The sequence below is a fragment of the Algibacter sp. 2305UL17-15 genome, from assembly GCF_040720935.1.
GTDB lineage: Bacteria > Bacteroidota > Bacteroidia > Flavobacteriales > Flavobacteriaceae > Jejuia.
The window spans coordinates 28,316-47,621 of record NZ_JBFDAE010000007.1; the positions used below are offsets into that span (position 1 = coordinate 28,316).

General features: G+C 33.9%; 16 protein-coding genes. 8 read left to right on the top strand and 8 right to left on the bottom strand.

The features are described from left to right. Positions 1 to 83: 83 nt before the first annotated feature. A complete protein-coding gene (locus ABXQ82_RS09075; RefSeq protein WP_367058115.1) occupies positions 84 to 1,598 on the bottom strand; it encodes a GH3 auxin-responsive promoter family protein in 1,515 nt (504 codons plus the stop codon). A gap of 44 nt (positions 1,599 to 1,642) precedes the next feature. Between ABXQ82_RS09075 and ABXQ82_RS09080 the strand changes: the two genes are divergently transcribed. The 4 genes from ABXQ82_RS09080 to ABXQ82_RS09095 all read left to right on the top strand — a co-directional run bounded on the left by ABXQ82_RS09080 (position 1,643) and on the right by ABXQ82_RS09095 (position 6,782). Further along, the gene (locus tag ABXQ82_RS09080) at positions 1,643 to 2,437 is read left to right on the top strand and encodes a DUF2797 domain-containing protein (RefSeq protein WP_367058118.1); all 795 of its coding nucleotides are present in this window, start codon (positions 1,643 to 1,645) and stop codon (positions 2,435 to 2,437) included. 257 nt (positions 2,438 to 2,694) lie between these two features. Continuing rightward, positions 2,695 to 2,925, top strand: coding sequence for a hypothetical protein (locus ABXQ82_RS09085; RefSeq protein WP_367058121.1), 231 nt, complete (start codon positions 2,695 to 2,697; stop codon positions 2,923 to 2,925). 427 nt (positions 2,926 to 3,352) lie between these two features. Then, complete coding sequence (locus ABXQ82_RS09090; protein WP_367058124.1) at positions 3,353 to 3,703, top strand: hypothetical protein; 351 nt, start codon at positions 3,353 to 3,355, stop codon at positions 3,701 to 3,703. Positions 3,704 to 3,845: 142 nt separating this feature from the next. Further along, on the top strand, positions 3,846 to 6,782 hold the full coding sequence (locus ABXQ82_RS09095) for a carbohydrate-binding protein (protein ID WP_367058126.1): 2,937 nt from the start codon (positions 3,846 to 3,848) through the stop codon (positions 6,780 to 6,782). Positions 6,783 to 6,978: 196 nt separating this feature from the next. Here ABXQ82_RS09095 and rpsU read toward each other — a convergent pair whose 3' ends face one another. Both rpsU and ABXQ82_RS09105 read right to left on the bottom strand, forming a co-directional pair. Further along, positions 6,979 to 7,173 carry a 30S ribosomal protein S21 gene (gene rpsU, locus ABXQ82_RS09100; protein ID WP_147765495.1) on the bottom strand — a complete coding sequence of 65 codons (195 nt, stop codon included), beginning with the start codon at positions 7,171 to 7,173 and terminating at the stop codon, positions 6,979 to 6,981. Positions 7,174 to 7,210: 37 nt separating this feature from the next. Further along, positions 7,211 to 8,074 carry an RNA polymerase sigma factor RpoD/SigA gene (locus tag ABXQ82_RS09105; protein WP_367058130.1) on the bottom strand — a complete coding sequence of 288 codons (864 nt, stop codon included), beginning with the start codon at positions 8,072 to 8,074 and terminating at the stop codon, positions 7,211 to 7,213. Between the two features lie 650 nt (positions 8,075 to 8,724). On the opposite strand from ABXQ82_RS09105, the gene ABXQ82_RS09110 reads away from it, so the two are divergent. Both ABXQ82_RS09110 and ABXQ82_RS09115 read left to right on the top strand, forming a co-directional pair. Then, a complete protein-coding gene (locus ABXQ82_RS09110) occupies positions 8,725 to 8,856 on the top strand; it encodes a type II toxin-antitoxin system RelE/ParE family toxin (protein ID WP_367058542.1) in 132 nt (43 codons plus the stop codon). A gap of 11 nt (positions 8,857 to 8,867) precedes the next feature. Continuing rightward, positions 8,868 to 9,203: a helix-turn-helix transcriptional regulator gene (locus tag ABXQ82_RS09115; protein WP_367058133.1), complete on the top strand. Its 336-nt coding sequence runs from the start codon at positions 8,868 to 8,870 to the stop codon at positions 9,201 to 9,203. A gap of 13 nt (positions 9,204 to 9,216) precedes the next feature. Here ABXQ82_RS09115 and ABXQ82_RS09120 read toward each other — a convergent pair whose 3' ends face one another. Both ABXQ82_RS09120 and ABXQ82_RS09125 read right to left on the bottom strand, forming a co-directional pair. After that, positions 9,217 to 11,895 carry an AsmA-like C-terminal region-containing protein gene (locus ABXQ82_RS09120; RefSeq protein WP_367058135.1) on the bottom strand — a complete coding sequence of 893 codons (2,679 nt, stop codon included), beginning with the start codon at positions 11,893 to 11,895 and terminating at the stop codon, positions 9,217 to 9,219. 107 nt (positions 11,896 to 12,002) lie between these two features. Beyond that, positions 12,003 to 12,707, bottom strand: a complete 705-nt coding sequence (locus ABXQ82_RS09125) for a queuosine precursor transporter (RefSeq protein WP_367058138.1) — start codon at positions 12,705 to 12,707, stop codon at positions 12,003 to 12,005. Positions 12,708 to 12,778: 71 nt separating this feature from the next. Here ABXQ82_RS09125 and folK point away from each other — a divergent pair, with 71 nt between their 5' ends. Further along, on the top strand, positions 12,779 to 13,921 hold the full coding sequence (folK, locus tag ABXQ82_RS09130) for a 2-amino-4-hydroxy-6-hydroxymethyldihydropteridine diphosphokinase (protein WP_367058140.1): 1,143 nt from the start codon (positions 12,779 to 12,781) through the stop codon (positions 13,919 to 13,921). A 46-nt stretch (positions 13,922 to 13,967) separates the two neighbouring features. Here folK and ABXQ82_RS09135 read toward each other — a convergent pair whose 3' ends face one another. The 3 genes from ABXQ82_RS09135 to ABXQ82_RS09145 are packed head-to-tail and all read right to left on the bottom strand — an operon-like array spanning position 13,968 to position 17,257. Then, on the bottom strand, positions 13,968 to 15,014 hold the full coding sequence (locus ABXQ82_RS09135; RefSeq protein WP_367058143.1) for a restriction endonuclease: 1,047 nt from the start codon (positions 15,012 to 15,014) through the stop codon (positions 13,968 to 13,970). A 5-nt stretch (positions 15,015 to 15,019) separates the two neighbouring features. Beyond that, positions 15,020 to 16,954, bottom strand: a complete 1,935-nt coding sequence (locus tag ABXQ82_RS09140) for a P-loop NTPase fold protein (protein ID WP_367058146.1) — start codon at positions 16,952 to 16,954, stop codon at positions 15,020 to 15,022. 3 nt (positions 16,955 to 16,957) lie between these two features. Further along, positions 16,958 to 17,257 carry a hypothetical protein gene (locus ABXQ82_RS09145; RefSeq protein WP_367058148.1) on the bottom strand — a complete coding sequence of 100 codons (300 nt, stop codon included), beginning with the start codon at positions 17,255 to 17,257 and terminating at the stop codon, positions 16,958 to 16,960. A 333-nt stretch (positions 17,258 to 17,590) separates the two neighbouring features. Here ABXQ82_RS09145 and ABXQ82_RS09150 point away from each other — a divergent pair, with 333 nt between their 5' ends. Continuing rightward, complete coding sequence (locus ABXQ82_RS09150) at positions 17,591 to 19,231, top strand: sulfatase (protein WP_367058151.1); 1,641 nt, start codon at positions 17,591 to 17,593, stop codon at positions 19,229 to 19,231. The last annotated feature ends 75 nt before the right edge of the window (positions 19,232 to 19,306 follow it).

Here is a 19,306-nt window from a genome sequence, read left to right on the forward strand (position 1 = left end):
GGTTTTCTATAAATTATTAGCCATAACCATGGTTAAAATCGTTAACTACTTGTATCAGAGTGCATTCTGACAAAAAAATACAGTTATACGTTTAATTTCAGCAAGTCATCCAAATAATCACGAGTATTAGACAGTCGAGGTACTTTATGCTGACCACCCAGTTTGTTGTTCTGTTTTAACCAATCATGAAACAGTTGAGGTCTGGCAATATGTATTGTGGGTTTATTTAGTGTGATGTTGTTGTAGCGCTTCGCCTCATAATCTGAATTTGATGCTTTTAAAGCATTGTCGAACAATTCATTAAAATAGTTGATGTCTTTTGGCGGCGTTTTAAATTCTATCAACCACTCATGAGCGCCTTTTTCTTTACCTTCCATAAAGATTGGGGCTGCGGTAAAATCTACAATTTCGGCATTGGTGCGCTGACATACTTTTTTTAATGCACTTTCTGCATTTTCAATAATCAATTCTTCGCCAAAAACGTTGAGGTGGTGCTTTGTTCTCCCGGTTATTTTTATACGATAAGGATTCAACGAGGTAAATCTGATGGTATCCCCAATTTTATAACGCCATAAACCGGCGTTGGTTGTAATTACAACGGCGTAGTTTTTGTTGAGTTCAACATCACTTAAAGGAATGGCTTTTTCTTCTGAAGTGTTATAAACATCCATCGGGATAAACTCGTAAAAAATCCCGTAATCCAGCATTAATAAAAGTTCACTAGAATTGTTCTGATCTTGAATTGCAAAAAATCCTTCCGAAGCATTATAGATTTCATAATATTTGAAATCCTTTTTAGGAAGTATTTTTTTGTACTGATCTTTATAAGGCACAAAACTCACGCCACCATGAAAATACACTTCTAAGTTGGGCCAAATATCATGTAGATTTTGTTTTCCAGTTGTCTCCAAAACATTATTCAACAGCACTAACATCCATGAAGGTACGCCAGCTAAACTTGTGACGTTCTCGTTAATAGTCTCATTAACAATAGCTTGCATTTTATGTTCCCAATCGCTCATTAAGGATACCTTGTTACTTGGTGTGCTACTAAACTCCGCCCAAAACGGCATATTGTCAATGAGAATGGCCGATAAATCCCCATGCACAGTTCCGTTTTCTCTATACAGTTCTTTACTGCCGCCTAAGCGCAAACTCTTGCCTGTGAATAGTTGAGAATCCTCATTATTGTTTAAGTACATACACAATAAATCCTTGCTTGCTGCGTAATGACAATCTTCCAAAGATTCTTCACTTACTGGTATAAATTTACTTTTAGCCCGTGTTGTGCCACTAGATTTCGCAAACCATCTTATGGGTGTAGGCCAAAAAATATTGTTTTCGCCTCTTCTCGACCGTTCAATAGTATCTTGCCAGCCATCATAATTTTTTATGGGAATACGCTCCGCAAATGTTCTGTAATTTTTAATGGTTGAAAAATCGTATCGCTTGCCAATTTCGGTATGTTTGGCAAAATCTATCATACTCATTAAGAGTTCGTTCTGGACTTCATTGGGGTATTTTAGAAACAAATCAATTTGATGAAATCGCTTCTTCAGAAACCAGGATGCAATAGAATTCACTAAGGGAATTGGCATATTTATGCTATCTTTAAGTTTTTAAAAATAACACTTTTTTTTATATGATTTACCAAGGTGTCTTAACAAAAATGCAAACGGAATTTGCAAGCCCAATTCAATATTATTTGGTGTTTGAAAATGATTTTATCACTATGAATCAGCTTTTGAATAAAGAAATTACGATGCAATTTGTTAAATATCAATGTTTAAACTGTGGCATGGATAAGCCCATTTATCGTCAAGGTTTTGATAAGCAATGTTTTTATGATACGGCCCAAGCTGGCGATTGGATTATGCGTCCGGAATTAAGTACTGCGCATTTAGATAAAGAAGATCGAGATTTAGAATACGAGAAAAAAGTACAGTTGCAACCGCATATTGTGTATTTGGCAAATTCCAGTAACGTGAAAGTAGGCGTAACCAGAAAAAGTCAAGTGCCCACACGTTGGATAGATCAGGGCGCCCATGAAGCCATCGAGATTGTTGAGGTGCCGAACAGGTATTTAGCGGGAATTACCGAAGTGGCTTTAAAAGATCATGTAGCCGATAAAACAAATTGGCGCAGTATGCTTAAAAATGATATAAAAGATGAAAATCTTGTGGAATGGCGAGAGAAATTGAAATCTTATATTCCTGAGGAAGCTAAAGCTTATTTTATTGAAAGCAATTCTGAAACTAATTTAGAATTCCCAGTATATAAATACCCGGAAAAACCCAAAAGCCTAAACATTATTAAACAACAGTCTTACACAGGGAAATTAGTAGGAGTAAAAGGGCAGTATCTCATATTTGAAGATGAAACTGTTTTTAATGTAAGAGCTAATGAGGGTTTGGTAGTACAAATATCAGTACTGTAATTTTAACCCGTTGTGCATTTTGGCCCTTTTTAATAAACAAATGTCAGTTCGAGTGAAATTCTGAAAGAATTTTGTGTCGAGAACAGCTTTTCTAAAACGAAAATTTTTATTCTCGATACAAATTTTGCTCATTTCAAACGCAAAACTCACTAGAACTGACAAAATTTTCTCAAAATGCACAACGGGCTAATTTTATATTATTTTTAACAGGATAAATTATCTTAATAATCTGATATTAAGTATCTTGTAAATAAAAAATGAAAATTCCCGTGATGTTTTATGTTGCCATTACAACATTTCTGTTAATACTATTAACCATAATGGTTGCTATGGATGTGGCTTTTAGATGGGTGTTTTACACCAAGTGCTTAGGGCAGGCATTATTAATTGTTATGGTCTATAAAGTTCTAAAAGATAATTATACTACAGATAAAACCTTCGACAACTTTTATGAAGATAGACCTATAAACTATAGTGATTTACAGTAAAATAGAGGGTTTAAAAACCTTAAAACATCCATTTTGAACAATTGCAGAAATCAATAAGTTTTTATTAGCTTTATTTAGTAATATTGTAAATATTATTTTACAAACATATTTATGGCTTATAGTTGCAGAATATTGATTTTTTGTTTTTTCACTTTTATTTCCAGTCAAATTTCTAATTCCCAAGCAAGTACGCAAAAGATAACCTATGAAAGGAATGATGATAAATCTGTAACTTTCAGTTATGAGAGCGCAATTCCTGGTAGTGTCTATGTTATTCTGAAATTCAGGGATTTAAGAAATGCGTCTTCCGGTGTTGTTAAGAGAACTGTTAAAGGCTATGGTGGAAACTTAGTAACTTTGCGACCTATTAATACAAAAGAGCACATAAGATTTTCTTATTCATACAGAACGCTTAAAGGCAATCCTGATGCAAAACCAGACGCAACATTTAAGTATATTTTACCCTTCAACGCCACTCGCAATTGCTGGGACTTATGATAAAAAGGAAAACAGCCAGTTGCGCTTTTCCATTTATTATTTAGATGACATTGTTAAAGATTTGGACTTCGATGAGAAAGGCAAGGAAACATTAGGAAACAGAACCCATATTTATGCTTACATAAACCCGTTGTTTCTTGTAAACGAAAACGAAGTTTTAAAATTAGAGAACAATAAAACATATACAGCCGCTTGTACCAATGAAATAATCAAGGTCGAAATGCGAAAAAGAGAAAAAAAGCGTTGGTTGAAAACAGGAAAGCTTATTAAACGGCGCTAAGAATAGCTGATACCACCAACTTTAAAAAACCCATTTTCATGAAGATGAAAATGGGTTTTTTATATTAAACTTTTAAACTGTAATTGTGCTAAAATTTCCTATATTATCATCCTTTAAAATTAACCAACTAAACGAATTTAAAATGAACAAAAAGTATGTATTACAAATTGGACTATTTCTAACAAGTATTGTTATGGTAGCTCAAGACTGGTCTGGAATAGCTGTACCAGCAAACGCAGGGTCGGGAAAAACTTGGGAACTCCAAGCAAACGTTTCCGATGATTTTAATTATAATTTTAATGCCACTAATAGCCAAGTGGACTTTGGTAACAATAAATGGTATAATTTCTATCATAACAGCTGGGACGGACCGGGATATACTTACTGGAAACATAATAATGTTGCCGTAAACGGTAGTGATTTAGTAATTAATGTAGGACACACTTCAGAAAATAGCAAGGGCGGAAGCTATGGTGTAGCGTCTGGTTGTATAACATCGAATAATAAAGTGATTTACCCAGTTTTTGTTGAATCTGCAGTTAGTGTTGCTAATATATCTTTAGCCTCTTGCTTTTGGTTACTTAGTCCAGATGATACAGAAGAAATCGATATTCTTGAAAATTATGGTGATGTTAGCGGATTTAAACATTTAACACACATCAGTCATCATTCATTTGTACGCAACCCTTTTACTGATTACCAACCTAGAGACGTAAACTCATGGTATCCTGATAGCAGGGTGTCTCCTAGCTATGGTTGGGGAGACTGGTGTTATAATAATGGAAACAGACGTTATATGCGTATGGGTGTTAATTGGATCGGACCAAAACACTTTGAGTACTATATTGATGGGGAATTGGTAAGAGTTATGTATTACAATGCCATTGCTACAAAATATAATGGTACTTGGCAGTATACTTATTTCAACTCTATGAATTGGAACGTAAATGGATATAATTTGCCAACAAATAATGGGGCTGGATATACAGATGTTACAGTTCATGCTACTTCTGGGGCTTCTTATGATTTTAGTACGCTTCAAGCAGCTTCTAATGCTTCCAATGGCTATAACGTTATTGATCCAGCTTGGTTTCAAGGTGGTGACGATCAAGATATTGATGGAAATGGTGTAACAACTGAAGCTAGAGGGTTTACTAAAGCAATGGATATTATAATTAACATGGAGTCGCAAACTTGGCTCATAGGATCTACACCATCTTATAGTGATTTAACAGATCCGGCAAAAAATCAAATGAAAGTAGATTGGGTACGTGTGTATAAGCCAGTAACAGCACCATCAACTGTTGCTGTAACGGGCATTTCAGTCTCACCAACATCGCTATCATTAAATGTTGGTGCGCAAGGAAACATTACTGGAGCGGTTATCCCATCTAACGCTACGGTAAACACCATGACTTTTACTTCTAGCAATTCAACAGTTGCTTCGGTTGATCAAAGCGGTGTTGTTACAGCAAATGCTAACGGAACTACAACAATTACTGCAACATCAACTGATGGTAATTATACTGCAACCAGCTTGGTAACAGTTAGTACGACATCAGGTTCTGGAAATACAATTACAATTGAAGCAGAATCTTTCTCTTCCACAGGAGGCACTTTTAACGATGGGTATGTACCTTATGGGATGAACAATACAGCATCATCGGTAAATTATGTAAACAAAGACGATGATGCCCAATACAGTATTAACGTAACAGAAGCTGGCGAATACAGCATTGCTTATCACATCTCTACCCCAATGGATAATGCGAAAGTTTCCATTTACGTTGATAATGTATTAATTAGTACAGACAATGTTACCAACAATGGTTCTTGGGGTAATTACCAAACTTTGAATGCTGCAAACGCTGTTGCTTTAACTACAGGAGCCCATGCTGTAAGGATTGTTGCTTCAGGTACTAATAATTGGCAATGGAATATGGACAAAATTGTACTTAATAAATCAGGGGAAATAACACCTCCTCCAAGTGCCGAAATCGTAATAGAGGCTGAAAGCTTTACTTCCACTACTGGAACATTTAACGATGGGTATGTACCTTATGGGATGAACAATACAGCATCATCGGTAAATTATGTAAACAAAGACGATGATGCCCAATACAGTATTAACGTAACAGAAGCTGGCGAATACAGCATTGCTTATCACATCTCTACCCCAATGGATAATGCGAAAGTTTCCATTTACGTTGATAATGTATTAATTAGTACAGACAATGTTACCAACAATGGTTCTTGGGGTAATTACCAAACTTTAAATGCCGCAAACACTATTGCTTTAACTACAGGAACCCACGCTGTAAGGATTGTTGCTTCAGGTACTAGTGATTGGCAATGGAATATGGACAAAATTGTACTTAATAAAACAGGGGAAATAACACCTCCTTCAAGTGCAGAAATCGTAATAGAGGCCGAAAGCTTTACTTCCACTACTGGAACGTTTAACGATGGGTACGTGCCTTACGGGATGAACAACACAGCATCATCGGTAAATTATGTGAACAAAAATGATGCTGCTAATTATACTATTAACGTAACACAAGCTGCAACATATTATGTGGCTTATAAAATTTCTACACCAAAGAATAATACGAAAGTTTCAATTTACATTGATAATGTATTAATTAGTACAGACAATGTAAACAATAATGGTTCTTGGGGTAATTACCAAACTTTAAATGCCGCAAACACTATTGCTTTAACTACAGGGACCCATGCTGTAAGGATTGTTGCTTCCGGTTCTAGTAAGTGGCAATGGAATATGGATAAAATTATTTTAACTACAAACTCTAGCTTTGCAAAAGAAGCAGGAAAAAAATCTGCATTCGATAGTCGTGGTGATGAAATCTCTGTATTTCCTAACCCAGCTAAAAATACATTGCACATTCAAGGAAAAGGTGTTAAATCCATAAAAATATATAATACTGTTGGAATGCTTATTCTAAATAAAACAACAGATAACACTACAATTGATGTAAGCCAACTCAGTAACGGTATTTATATTTTACAGATAGATAATACTACAAGCAAGATAACAAAGCGCATTATTGTTAAACATTAAGAATAATTATTGCTGAAAAAAATCCGAAGAGTTTATCATGCTCTTCGGTTTTTTTTTGCGCATAAACAAACTAAATTCTTTGCTCTCAACTATCAGAATTAATCGTCTTATTTTTTAATAATGAAAAACATGTTTAAAACAAAAATCCCAATTACAACAGTAATTGGGATTTTTATATAACTTTTAAACTTAGAGATTATATATCCTCTTGATCTCTTAAGTTTTGGATGTAAGCTGCTTTTTGAACTTCACGGCGTCTTTTAACAGATGGCTTCGTGAAAAATTGCCCTTCTCTTAAATTTTGCATTACTTTAATATTACGGTGTTTACGTTTGTAACGTTTTAAGGCGCGTTCTATATTTTCGCCATCTTTTACAATAATCTTTAACATAGATTTAATTTGAGTTAATAATTTTTTTATTTTAATATTATCCTAAATAGGTTTTTAATACTTTGTTTTTTGAGGCATGTCGCAATCTGCGAATCCCTTTTTCTTTAATTTGTCTCACCCGTTCTCGTGTTAATCCAAAAGCATCTCCAATTTCTTGAAGACTTTGGGGGTGCTTAACACTTATGCCATAATAATAGCGAATAACCTGTGCTTCTTTCTCTGATAACGTATCCAATACTCGGTTTACTTCAACATTCAAAGATTTTTTCATCAATTCAGCATCTGGTCTAGGTGCTTCATCTGATTTTACTACATCATATAAGTTTGATGTTTCGCCTTCCTTAAAAGGGGCATCCATAGATACATGTCTGCCAGATATTTTCAGGGATTGCTTTACATCACTTAATGTCAAATCTAGATTTGTTGCAATTTCTTGGGCACTTGGTGCTCTTTCATGTGCTTGTTCTAAATGCGAATAGGCCTTATTAATTTTGTTAATAGAACCAATTTTGTTCAAAGGTAATCTAACTATTCGAGATTGTTGCGCTAAAGCTTGTAAAATTGCTTGTCTGATCCACCAAACAGCATAGGATATAAATTTAAAACCTCTGGTTTCATCAAATCGTTTTGCTGCTTTTACTAGTCCAGCATTGCCTTCGTTGATTAAATCGGGTAATTTTAAACCTTGATTTTGATATTGTTTAGCGACTGAAACTACAAAACGTAAATTAGCGGTTGTGAGTTTATCTAAAGCCTTTTGATCGCCTTGTTTGATACGCTGTGCTAATTCTACCTCTTCTTCGGCAGTAATTAGTCCTATTTTGCTAATATCTTGTAGGTATTTGTCTAGGGATTTAGATTCTCTGTTGGTAACTTGTTTTGAAATTTTTAGTTGACGCATATAGTATATAGAAGATTTTAAAAATTAAACTTCCTTACAACATAACCTAAAAAACAGAAAATCCTAATAATTTAGCAATTTTTTATGAAAATAAGTCGATTTTGAGAAAAAAAGATTGTTTTTTGACGATTTTGTGCTGTTTTTGAAGAAAATAGAATATCTGTAAAAATAAAAATGCTGTGTTCTAAAATTACGGTATCGAGCGTAACCGTTAGAATAACTGTTGGTATTCTTAACCTTTGTGTAACTGTAGAAGCAATTAATTAAGTACAGAACTCGGTTTTTACAGTCAAGCCTTGTCCTCGATTTCCACTATATTATTCTTATATAAACGGTTACTGTTTGTACTCTGAAATTCGTATTCGCAATAAAAACTGTTTTTAAATTTGCAAAATGTTACCTTTTTAGGTAACTTTGAAGAGAATTAACGACTAACAAATTGAGCGAGTTTAAAAGAGAGATAGGGTTTTACGAAAACCACTTTAAGGATTTTTATTTAAAACAGTCGCTCGTTGTTCGTAAGAAAATAGATTGGACGCTTTTGGTTTTAAGGAATACTCGAATTGTTCCAGAAAAATTTTTAAAAAAGCCTTACTAATACTGATGGACTTTGGGAGGTTAGGATTTCTGCAGGGAATGGAATATTCCGAATTCTCTGTTTTTTCGACAAAGGAAATTTGATAATTCTGTTGAGCGGATTTCAAAAGAAAACGCAAAAAACACCCCAAAAAGAAATTAAAAAAGCGGAACGATTAAAAAAGAAATATTTAGAAGGCAAATAATAATTTTGAAAGTGGCGACAACACTACAATACGGTATTAGAATTATGAAAATAGATAAAAGAATCACATCGTTTGATGACCATTTAGATGAACAGTATGGAAAAATAGGAACTGAATCTCGTCAGGAATTCCAAGAAGAATTTGAGACCTTTAAAATTGGTGTGTTAATTCAAGAAGCAAGAAAAAAACAGCATTTAACCCAGCAACAACTTGCCGAAAAAGTTGGGACAACTAAAAATTATATTTCTAGAATTGAAAATAATGCAAGTGATATACGACTTTCAACGCTAATGCGAATAATACGAGAAGGCTTAGGTGGAAGTTTGAAATTATCACTTGATGTTTAAATTAAAGAAAATACTATTTAACACTATCCTTCCCTTTTTTATTTCCCCCCAATAAGCCACCCAAAACATTTTTGATGGCTTTTTCGGTTGTATAAGTACTATCAATTTTAGTGGAATCGGTTTTTGGCTTGGATTTTATAATCTCATTTAAAACATCTTTAACCGTATTGTTTTGCTCCTTTTTTATAGAATCGGTTTTGGTTTTATTACCACCGATTACGTCACCAATTAAATCTTTTACTTTGTCCTTACCTTGATTGAGCAGTTTTTGTTTTTGAATTTCGATGAGCTGATTTGTTAGATTTTTAACGCCACTAGTCAAATCGGTTTTTACAGTAGGACTCGTAAATGCACCAGTAATATTTGCGGTAACAGGAATAGTAATATTGTTAACCTCAGTATCATTTATTTTGCCAATTAATCTGTTTACCTCACTTCCTAAATATTTAGCAGGCACATTAAAAACCGCATTATAATTGATGGTTTTGTCAAACCCATGCGCTCCATAAACTTCAATGGTAATGTCTTTATAGTTTAAATTGAATGGTTTTGCGGCTACTTTTCCATCGGCAAATTCCAGCTTTGCTTTAAGGTCTTTTAAATCTAGTTTGTTAAAATCTATAAACCCTAACGCGCCTTCTAGCTTGTTCATTAATTCGCCTTGATTGTCGCCAATTCTAGTGGCAAGCAATTCTGCTAGTGCATCTCCAGAAACAGAATTCAAGATAGGGGAGAATTCCTGATCTAATTTACCAGAAATATTCAAATTAGTGTTCAGCTTTCCTTGCAATAATTTGGCTATTGGCGCTAGGTTTTGAAACAATTCTAAACTTTTGAAAGATTGTGCAATATCAAACCCGTCGGCATCCAAATTCAAATTAAAAGTTGGTGTTTCATCTTTAGTAGAAACGTCTCCAGAAATAGATAAAGCACCATCAAATATGTTAGATGTCATGTTTTGAAGTTTAGCTTGCTGGTCTTTTATATAAAGCGTTCCTGTAACATTTTTCAAGTTTAAATTATCATAGACCACCGTTTTTGCATTTGCATTTATGGTACAATCTAAAAATGCTGGAATTTTTAGAGATTCTGAATCACTTGTAGTTTTATTTTCTGCTGAAGGGTCATCTTCAGACATAAAATCACTCACTTTAAATAGGTTGGAATTCACATTGAAATTCCCTTTTAAAGTATTATCGCTTAATAAGAACCCTAATAAATTATTGATAGTGCCTTTAGCGTTTAAATCGCTATCGCCAGTTTTTGCTTTAAAATTATTAAGAGAAACGGCGCCGGGATTAAAAGTCATTTGTGCTTCAGAAATATGAATAGGATTTACAATATCTTCCGAAGAAAACACAAAATCGGTGATGCTTGCTGAACCGTTGTTCTTAATACGTTCATAGGTATTGGTTTCAATGGCATTCATATCAAAAGCAGTATTCACTTTTCCTTTTAAAATTCCGCTTAACGTATTTTTTAATTCAATAGGATATACTTTCGTTATGTTTGCCAAATTTAAAACGCCATCAACATTGGCGTGAACCAACATGTTTTTTGTGATGTTTTTTAAAGTGGCGGACGATTTAAAAATATCATCATCAATTTTAAAGTTTAATGTTTTAATATCAATATAAGTATCGTCTATATTTCCAGTAGTATTTTTAATTGCCGTATTGATGCTGATATTATTGACGCGCTTTGGTAAATCTGGATATTTAAAAGATGCATTGTTTGACGTGATACTGATGTCCAAATTAGGAATCGTAGTATCAGAACTCAAACCTTTAATCGTCCCTTTTACTTTAAAATCGCCTGTAGTTTCAACATTATCTATGTTTTTAGAATATGACTTTGGGATTACCGCTAAGAAATTTTTAAAATCAGACTCTGGGTTTTCAAACGAAATATCAATCTCCTGTCCGTTTTCCAATTGTTTAACATAGCCCTGAAACTCTAAGGGTAAGTCATTTATAAAGCCTTTGTTTTCTTTAAAAGTGTAGGTGCTATTGTTTAAATCCAAACCAATTAAAGCATCCAACTTTATAGGATTACTGCTCAAATAATTCGTACTATCTAGCGTCATGCTTACATTGGCTTCACTTTTTGTGTCCAGTTCTGAAGCTTCCGCAGAAAACGTGCCATGACCTTCGTGATTTAATTCGGTGACATAAATTGAAATATCCGCACCTTCATCTATATATGCTAAAGCACTATTTTTAATGTTATAATCTTCAATGTCAAAAGCAAAACTACTACTGTTTTCGGTGGCAGCTTGGTTTTCTTTTTCCTTGGTGATATCGTAGTTGTTATTCCCTAATTTATCAGTTTTTAGAGTTAAAAGCGCTTCGTCTATGTTTATTGAATTTACAACAATGGGGTCTTGGTCAGCAGTTTTGAACAATTCCTTGATTGACATGGTAAAGGAAATGTCCTTGGCAGTTGCAAAAGTTTCGTCTTTAAAAGGTTCAAAATTGGTAATTACCAAATCATTTACATTAACATGAGCCTGGGGAAAGCTTCTTATGAAACTCAAACTGACATCACTAAATTCTACTTTGGCATTTAAATTTTGATTGATAAAACGTTTTACCATATCTTTTATTTGTCCTTGGAATGCGAATGGTATGGCAATTAATAATGCGATGATGATAAGTATTGAAATTCCAATAATTTTTAAAGCTTTCTTCATAAAAATGTGTTTATATAAATATACGAGAGCAATTTTGTTTCAGTCGAAATAAACAAAAAGTTTAATATAAATTTAACCTAAGCAATACGATTGTTAACGCAAATCAATTATAGTAGGTCAATTTCTTCATTTACCTTTAAATTGAAACGTTTTCTGAATAAGTAAACCCCTAAATATAAAAAAGGCGTATCGCATGCGGCAACTATAACTTTAAAAAGAAAGCCGCTAACCAGCAGGCCCTTAAAATTTGCCCAATCGATGATACCGAAAGAGCACAATAAAAATACAATGGTAAATGTATCTATAAATTGTGAAAACCAAGTGGAGAAATTGTTGCGCAACCATAAGTGTTTCCCATTGGTCAACCGTTTCCAAAAATGATAAATTTGAATGTCCACAAACTGAGCAAATAAATAGGTGAGCATACTGGCAAATACTGCTATAGTTGAATTTCCAAAAACGTGACTAAATGTATCATCTTGCACGTGAGACCACGAGGTTGCAGGAACATGAATTGCTGCATAGATGATTAAAAGTGAAAATAAAGACGCGAAAATACCAACCACAACCACGTCATTGGCTCTTTTTTTACCATAGATTTCACTAATTAAATCGGTAATTAAAAAAGTGATGGGGTATGGTAAAATACCAACAGAAATTTCAAATAACTTGCTCCCGAAAATCTCGACATCAAACGGATACCAATAGAAAAATTTTTGAAAAATGAGGTTTGAAACGACAAGTGATGTGATAAATAAACCGCCTAAAAGCATGTAAATACGTTGGGCGAGAAGTTTATCTTTTAGTGTCATCTATAATTGTGGATAAATAGGTTCTGTAAATATAAAGGAAACCATTTACTTTTCATTATTTTGCTTTCCTTATGGTAAAACCAACAACATATCATATTGCTTTAGGTAGTAATAAAGGCGATAAGTTTAAAAACTTGCAGCATGCAGTTGACGCTATTCATGAACGTATTGGGAACATCAAATTGATTTCTAAGGTTTATAAATCGCCTGCATTGGGGTTTGACACCGAAGTCTCGGCAGAGGATTTTTTGAATTGTTGTTTGGTGTTGGAAAGTTATTTAGAACCTCAAGAAGTGCTGGAGGCTTTACTTGATATTGAAACAGCTTTAGGGCGCATCAGAACAAATAAGAACACATACGAAGCAAGAACCATAGATTTAGATATTGTTTTTGCTGAAGCCAAAATTATCAATACAAAAACGCTCAAAGTGCCGCATCCCGAAATGAGCAAGCGTAAGTTTGTGTTGTTGCCGCTTAATGATATCGCATCAAAAGTGAAGCACCCTAAGTTTGATAAAAAAGTGTCTGTTTTGTTAGAGGAGTGTGACGATGATTCTGTTTTAGAACCCATTAAAATTTGGTTGAAAAACCCTAGTAAGCAATGCGATGTTTCAAAGTATAATTACATTGCCATTGAAGGAAATATTGGTGCAGGAAAAACCAGTTTAGCCACTAAGATAGCACATGATTTTAATGCGAAACTTATTTTAGAACGATTTGCCGATAATCCGTTTTTGCCAAAATTTTATGAAGATGCCAATCGCTATGCCTTTACTTTAGAAATGAGTTTTTTGGCAGATCGTTACCAACAAATTTCGGAAGATTTATCGCAACTCGATTTGTTCAAGGATTTTATAGTGAGTGATTATGACATTTTTAAATCACTCATTTTTTCGAAGATTACGTTGAATGAAGATGAATTTAATTTATACCGAAAGCTCTTTTATTTGATGTATAAAGATTTGAGAAAACCCGATTTGTATGTCTATCTATACCAAAGCACAACCCAGCTTCAAGAAAATATTAAAAAACGCGGACGAGACTACGAGCAAAATATTGATGATGATTATCTAGAAAAAATTAATGCTGGGTATTTGGAGTTTTTAAAAACCCAAAAAGACTTTAATGTGAAAATTATTGATGTTTCTGATAGGGATTTTGTGGAGAATAGAGCGGATTATTTGTGGGTTTTGGGAGAAGTTTTTGGGGAGTGATTTTGGGTTTATTTGTTATATACTCATGTTGCCCACAGTTATATTTTCACAATGCTTTATTCAAGTCTAAAATTCCAGCTTCAATTAGCATTTCGGCAAACCTAATTCCGTCAATTAATTGCACCTTTTCTTCTTGTGCAATTTTTACGCAATTATCTGTAAATCCATTTGCTGATGTAATAACCCAAGCAACTTTGGTATAATCATCATCAAGTAATTCCTTGTTATTTCTATAATCTTTTATTTGCTCAACTGCCCATCTGTTTGTTTCAGACTTTATGTTGTGAAACTTTACCTGTGCATAAATAATCGTCTTTATTGGTTCAAAAATCGCTATTACATCTGCATCGCCTTCTTTTCCACTTTCGTTTTTTGCGGGAATATAAACTTCGGTTGCTCCACTTCGTTCAAAATAGAACTTCACAAGGCTCTCAAATTTGTCTGGATTTAAGTTGACTTTTAAAGATTTGAGTACTTGTGGGCCAATTTTTTCAAGCACTTCTGCGTGAAGATTAATTGGTCGATTATGTTCAAATGAAACCATTGCTTTCTCAACACTTTCTCTGAGGTTGAAAATATTGCAGTTGGTTGTTCTAATTTTCATTCGTGAGGTAAGTGGCGCATCGGCAAAGTCTTTTCGAGACATATTTTTAGCCAATGGCTTTACTTCCCAAAAAAAACCTAAATCTATGTGAGTATCATCTCTATACAAATGCTCCCCTTTAAACTGCAACTTATTCTTATTCCAATCTTTTAAATCTGGAATATCTAATTCTGAAATCGGTTTGGGCTTGTCCGAAACAATCTCGTATACTGAAAACATGCCCCAACTTGGAACGACAATTCTATCGCCTTTTTTGAAACCTTCAATAAATCGCCATAAGTTATATCTTGTTCTTGGGCGACTTCCCCGCATTTCTTCAACTTTTGTTTCAAGTACTTGCCATCTTTTTTCCCAAGTTTCATTTTCTAAAACATCATCAATAAATTGTTGCGTTGCAAAATCAGAAAAACCGATGGAAAGTTTATTTTTCCATAAAAGTGGATATGATACTTCTGCGTGATGTGAAATTCTATGTAGCCAGTAATTCATAAATCTTATAACATTTTATAGTGTTCCCAAACTTTGCTTTTTAAGTCATCCAATCGAACTAAAAAGTGATACATATCTGCAATAACCAAACTTATTTTCCTTATGTTTTCATCTTGGTAAAAAGCATCAACGTTTTGCAATGTTAAATAAGAGTAGATTTCTAAAACGTAGCAACCTTCTCTTATAACAACTTGGTCGTGAAAATTTGTTGCTTCAAATTCTGGATGTTTGGAAATAAAATTGTTGTAATCATTTTCAATTTCTTTTAAATCATTTTCAAAACCAGCTCCTTTAACCGAAGCTTCTAAAGAATTATGGTTTTTCACAGGTGCTAACCATTTATCCGAAACCATTATTAATCTAACTGCACCTTCATAGGGATGCGAGTGAAGTTTAATCCAATTCCCCCAATCCTTTTCTGTAAATTTTATGAAAGCATTGGATTGAACTCTTTTGCCTTGTGTTTTTATTAGGTTGGCAATCTTGGGCAAGTACTTCTTTAATTGAGGAATTAATAAATTGCGCAAATTTTTCAAGAAATTTCCCCTATGATAGTCTATTACTGGTTTGTCAAAAGCTTCAAGGTTGGTAACTGAAGAAAGAGAAATTATTGAGCCTATTATATTTTCAACGTCTTCGCCTTGTTCTATTATTGCGGATTTCAATGTGTTTAAAAGGCGCGAAATGTTTAATGCGCGTTTTTTAAGATAATGGTCATTTTCACAAAGTCTGAATAAAACCTTTTCCCATTCTTCATCAAATTCTTCCGACTTGTTGAGTTTTGCTATACTTTGTTCATCAAGTTGCTTCAAGTTCATTTGTAAAGCCACATTCTCGTTCCATATATCAAATGCTGAATGAAGTGATAAAAGCCTGTAAACTGGTGGATATGCTATTTGAATACTTACCAAAGCGAAGTTGACTAATAATTCAAGGTCTTCATTTAGTTGTTCATTTTCATGCTTGTTCCCTTTGGCCGAATTGATACAACTAATGAGTGAAAGTGAATTCATCAACCTTTTTAATGCTCTTGGATTTGTTCCAACAGATAAGTTTGAAATCTCTGAAAAATTTGAAATCAATTTTTCGTTCTTGGCATTTTGGTCAGAAATGTAATTGATAGCCAACAAACTTTCTTTCAAGAAGGTGTCAATCTCATAACTTGAAACTGGCATCGAAAAAGGTACTTGAATTATTTTGTCAAAAAACGACCTAAATTCTCTCTCGTTCTGTTCTGAAAGTTTACCGAATTTTGGTTCAAGACCTTTAATCACTACATCATAGTCAATCGCCAAAACGAAAACACAGTTTTTTAAAGTGAAGATATTTTTTAAAAGTTCTAAAAGTTGAACAGCAACTGGTGGGTCAATCCTATCTAAATCATCAATAAAAAAGATGAAGCCTTTTTTGCCGTCTTTTTTAAGACAATTTTCAATGATTATTTCGAGTTCATCACGAATTTGACTTATGGTAAATTCTTGTTCTTGATTAAAGGACTTTTCAATTTCGTCAATTGCCGAACTTGTTATGCTATTGACTGAACTTGCAACTTTCAAAACCGAAAACCCGATTTTCTTTACGTTCTTCAAAAGTTGATTTTTCTTCTCTTTATCAACGTTGGCAATCTTCGTGACTTCATCAATGAGTTTAGCGATAATGTCGATTAGGGTAGTGGAAGCATCTTTCATTAATGAATATTCCCAAGTGTTTAGCCAAACAGAATGATATTTTGAATTATCGCCATCGCTCAAATTCTTCTTTAGGCTGTTCATCAATGAGGTCTTTCCACTTCCCCATTCGCCTTGAAGTGCAATTGTGATTGGTGTGTTCGTGTGGTCAATAAATTTGGTAAGTCCGTTTTCAAACGGTTCTATTCCAAAATTGTCTTTTTCGCCAAGAGATACATTTCTTGGAATATCGGTTATGCTTGAAATAGTCATAATTTATTTAGAGTATTGACGGCTAATTCTTTTTCCTTTTGCATCTAAAGTCTCAGCGTAATTTCCATCTTGAATTGAAAAACTATAGCCTGATGCACCTAAAAATCTATCAAATTTGTGGTAGGTTCTTGAAATCCTTTTTAAATCTTCGTCAAATACTTCTATGTAATTACCGTCGTGTACGACAACTATTTCGGAAGAGTTTCCTAAAAAGTCGCCATTGTTGTAGGCTCGTTTTATTCGTTTTCCCTTTTCGTCAATCGTTTCGAGATAATTCCCGTCAACTTTTACTCTTGAAATCATATTTTTTGGTTTAGTTTAATGGTTGGCAGAATTTTCTTTAATAATTATGGGGCAAATCGTTATATAGTAACCTTTATTACTCATATCCCATAAATAAGCCAGGATATAGTAAGTTTTTTGTTACCGTTATCCTGCAAATGTAATTAATATTTCCTACGTAAAATCAAAAAATCCAATGGATTATTTCTGGGTTTTTGAGGATATAAATAATGTGTAATCTATTCAATACATTTGTCGAAATAGCAAATATTAAGTTAAGGTATTTACATAGTGTTTCACTAATTAAAGAAAATTCTTTATTATATTTAGCATCTAAACAACTATACTAAAAACATGAAAATCCAACTTACCCCTTTTTATATTATTGCTTTGGTAATACTGTTTTCTTGCAAACAAAAGGAAACCAATACAACCGCAACCCAACAGCCCAATATTATTTATATCATGTCCGATGACCACACCACACAAGGTATTGGCGCATATGGTAGCAGATTGGCAAGTCTAAACCCAACGCCAACCATAGACCGTATTGCAAAAGAAGGTGTGTTGTTGGAAAATGCATTTTGTACCAATTCCATTTGTACACCTTCACGAGCGAGTATTATGACGGGACAGTACGGACAGGTAAATGGCGTAGTAGATTTAAGTGGCAGTTTAAAACCAGAAAACCAATATTTAGCGATTGAAATGGGGAAACTGGGCTATCAAACTGCCATGATTGGAAAGTGGCATTTAAAACATGCGCCAGAAGCCTTTGATTATTACAATGTATTACCAGGGCAAGGCGATTATTTTAACCCAACGTTGTATGCAAAAGAAGGTGGCGAAAAGATGGAAATTAAATTTGAAGAAGATTTAGTTAGAGAAGTGAATGCTACTAAATATGAAGGGCATTCATCCGATGTTATTACAGATATATCACTCGATTGGTTGAAAAACAAACGCGATAAAAACAAACCGTTTTTTTTGATGCATCATTTTAAAGCGCCTCACGATTTTTTTGAATATGCGCCCAGATATGAAGGTTATCTGGCCGATGTTAAAATTCCAGAACCTGAGAGTTTGTGGGATAATAAAAACAATGGCTCTATTGCTACCAAAGGTATTAACAATACGTTGACGGATACCATAGGCTCTTCAGTAGGACATAGAAACGTAATACGGAATATGGGCATGCACATGGAAATTGATCCAAATATACCAGATCCAGAATACAAACATTTGGCATATCAAGAATATTTAAAAAGATATTTAAGATGTGTAAAAGGTGTGGATGATAATGTAAAACGCTTGTTTGACTATTTAGAGGAAGCAGGTCTTATGGATAACACCATTATCGTTTACACAGGCGACCAAGGTTTTATGCTTGGGGAACACGATTATATCGATAAACGTTGGATGTATGAAGAGTCTATGCGCATGCCATTTTTAGTAAGATATCCAGAAAAAATCAAAGCTGGAAGTAGAGTAAATGCGATGGTTAATAATACCGATTTTGCGCCAACGCTTATAAACATGGGAGGTGGTAAAACACCAGATTATATGCAAGGCAGTAGTTTTGATAAAATTTTGGAAACAGGTAAAGAACCTGAGGGTTGGCAACAAGAAACTTATTACCGTTATTGGATGCATATGGCGCACAATCATAATAATCCGGCGCATTTCGGTATCCGTACAAAAGACTATAAATTGATATTTTTCTACGGGCGCGATTACAATACCGAAAGAAATGTAGAGGCACAAGAATGGGCGCATAACCCAGAATCCATGTCCTATTTTGATACACCGCCAGCATGGGAGTTTTACGATTTAAAAAACGATCCAAACGAAATGGATAATAAATATGGCGATGAAAAATATGCAGATGTGATTAGTGATTTAAAAATAAGATTGAAAAAATTGAGAGCTGAGGTAAAAGAAGATGATACTCCGTTTCCGCAGATAGAAAAGGTTGTACAAGATTATTGGGATTAGAAAATATGATTTGAATGATTTAGATTTGTAATAACAGGTTCTTTTATTTTGGAGTTTGGACTTTTAATTGGATTC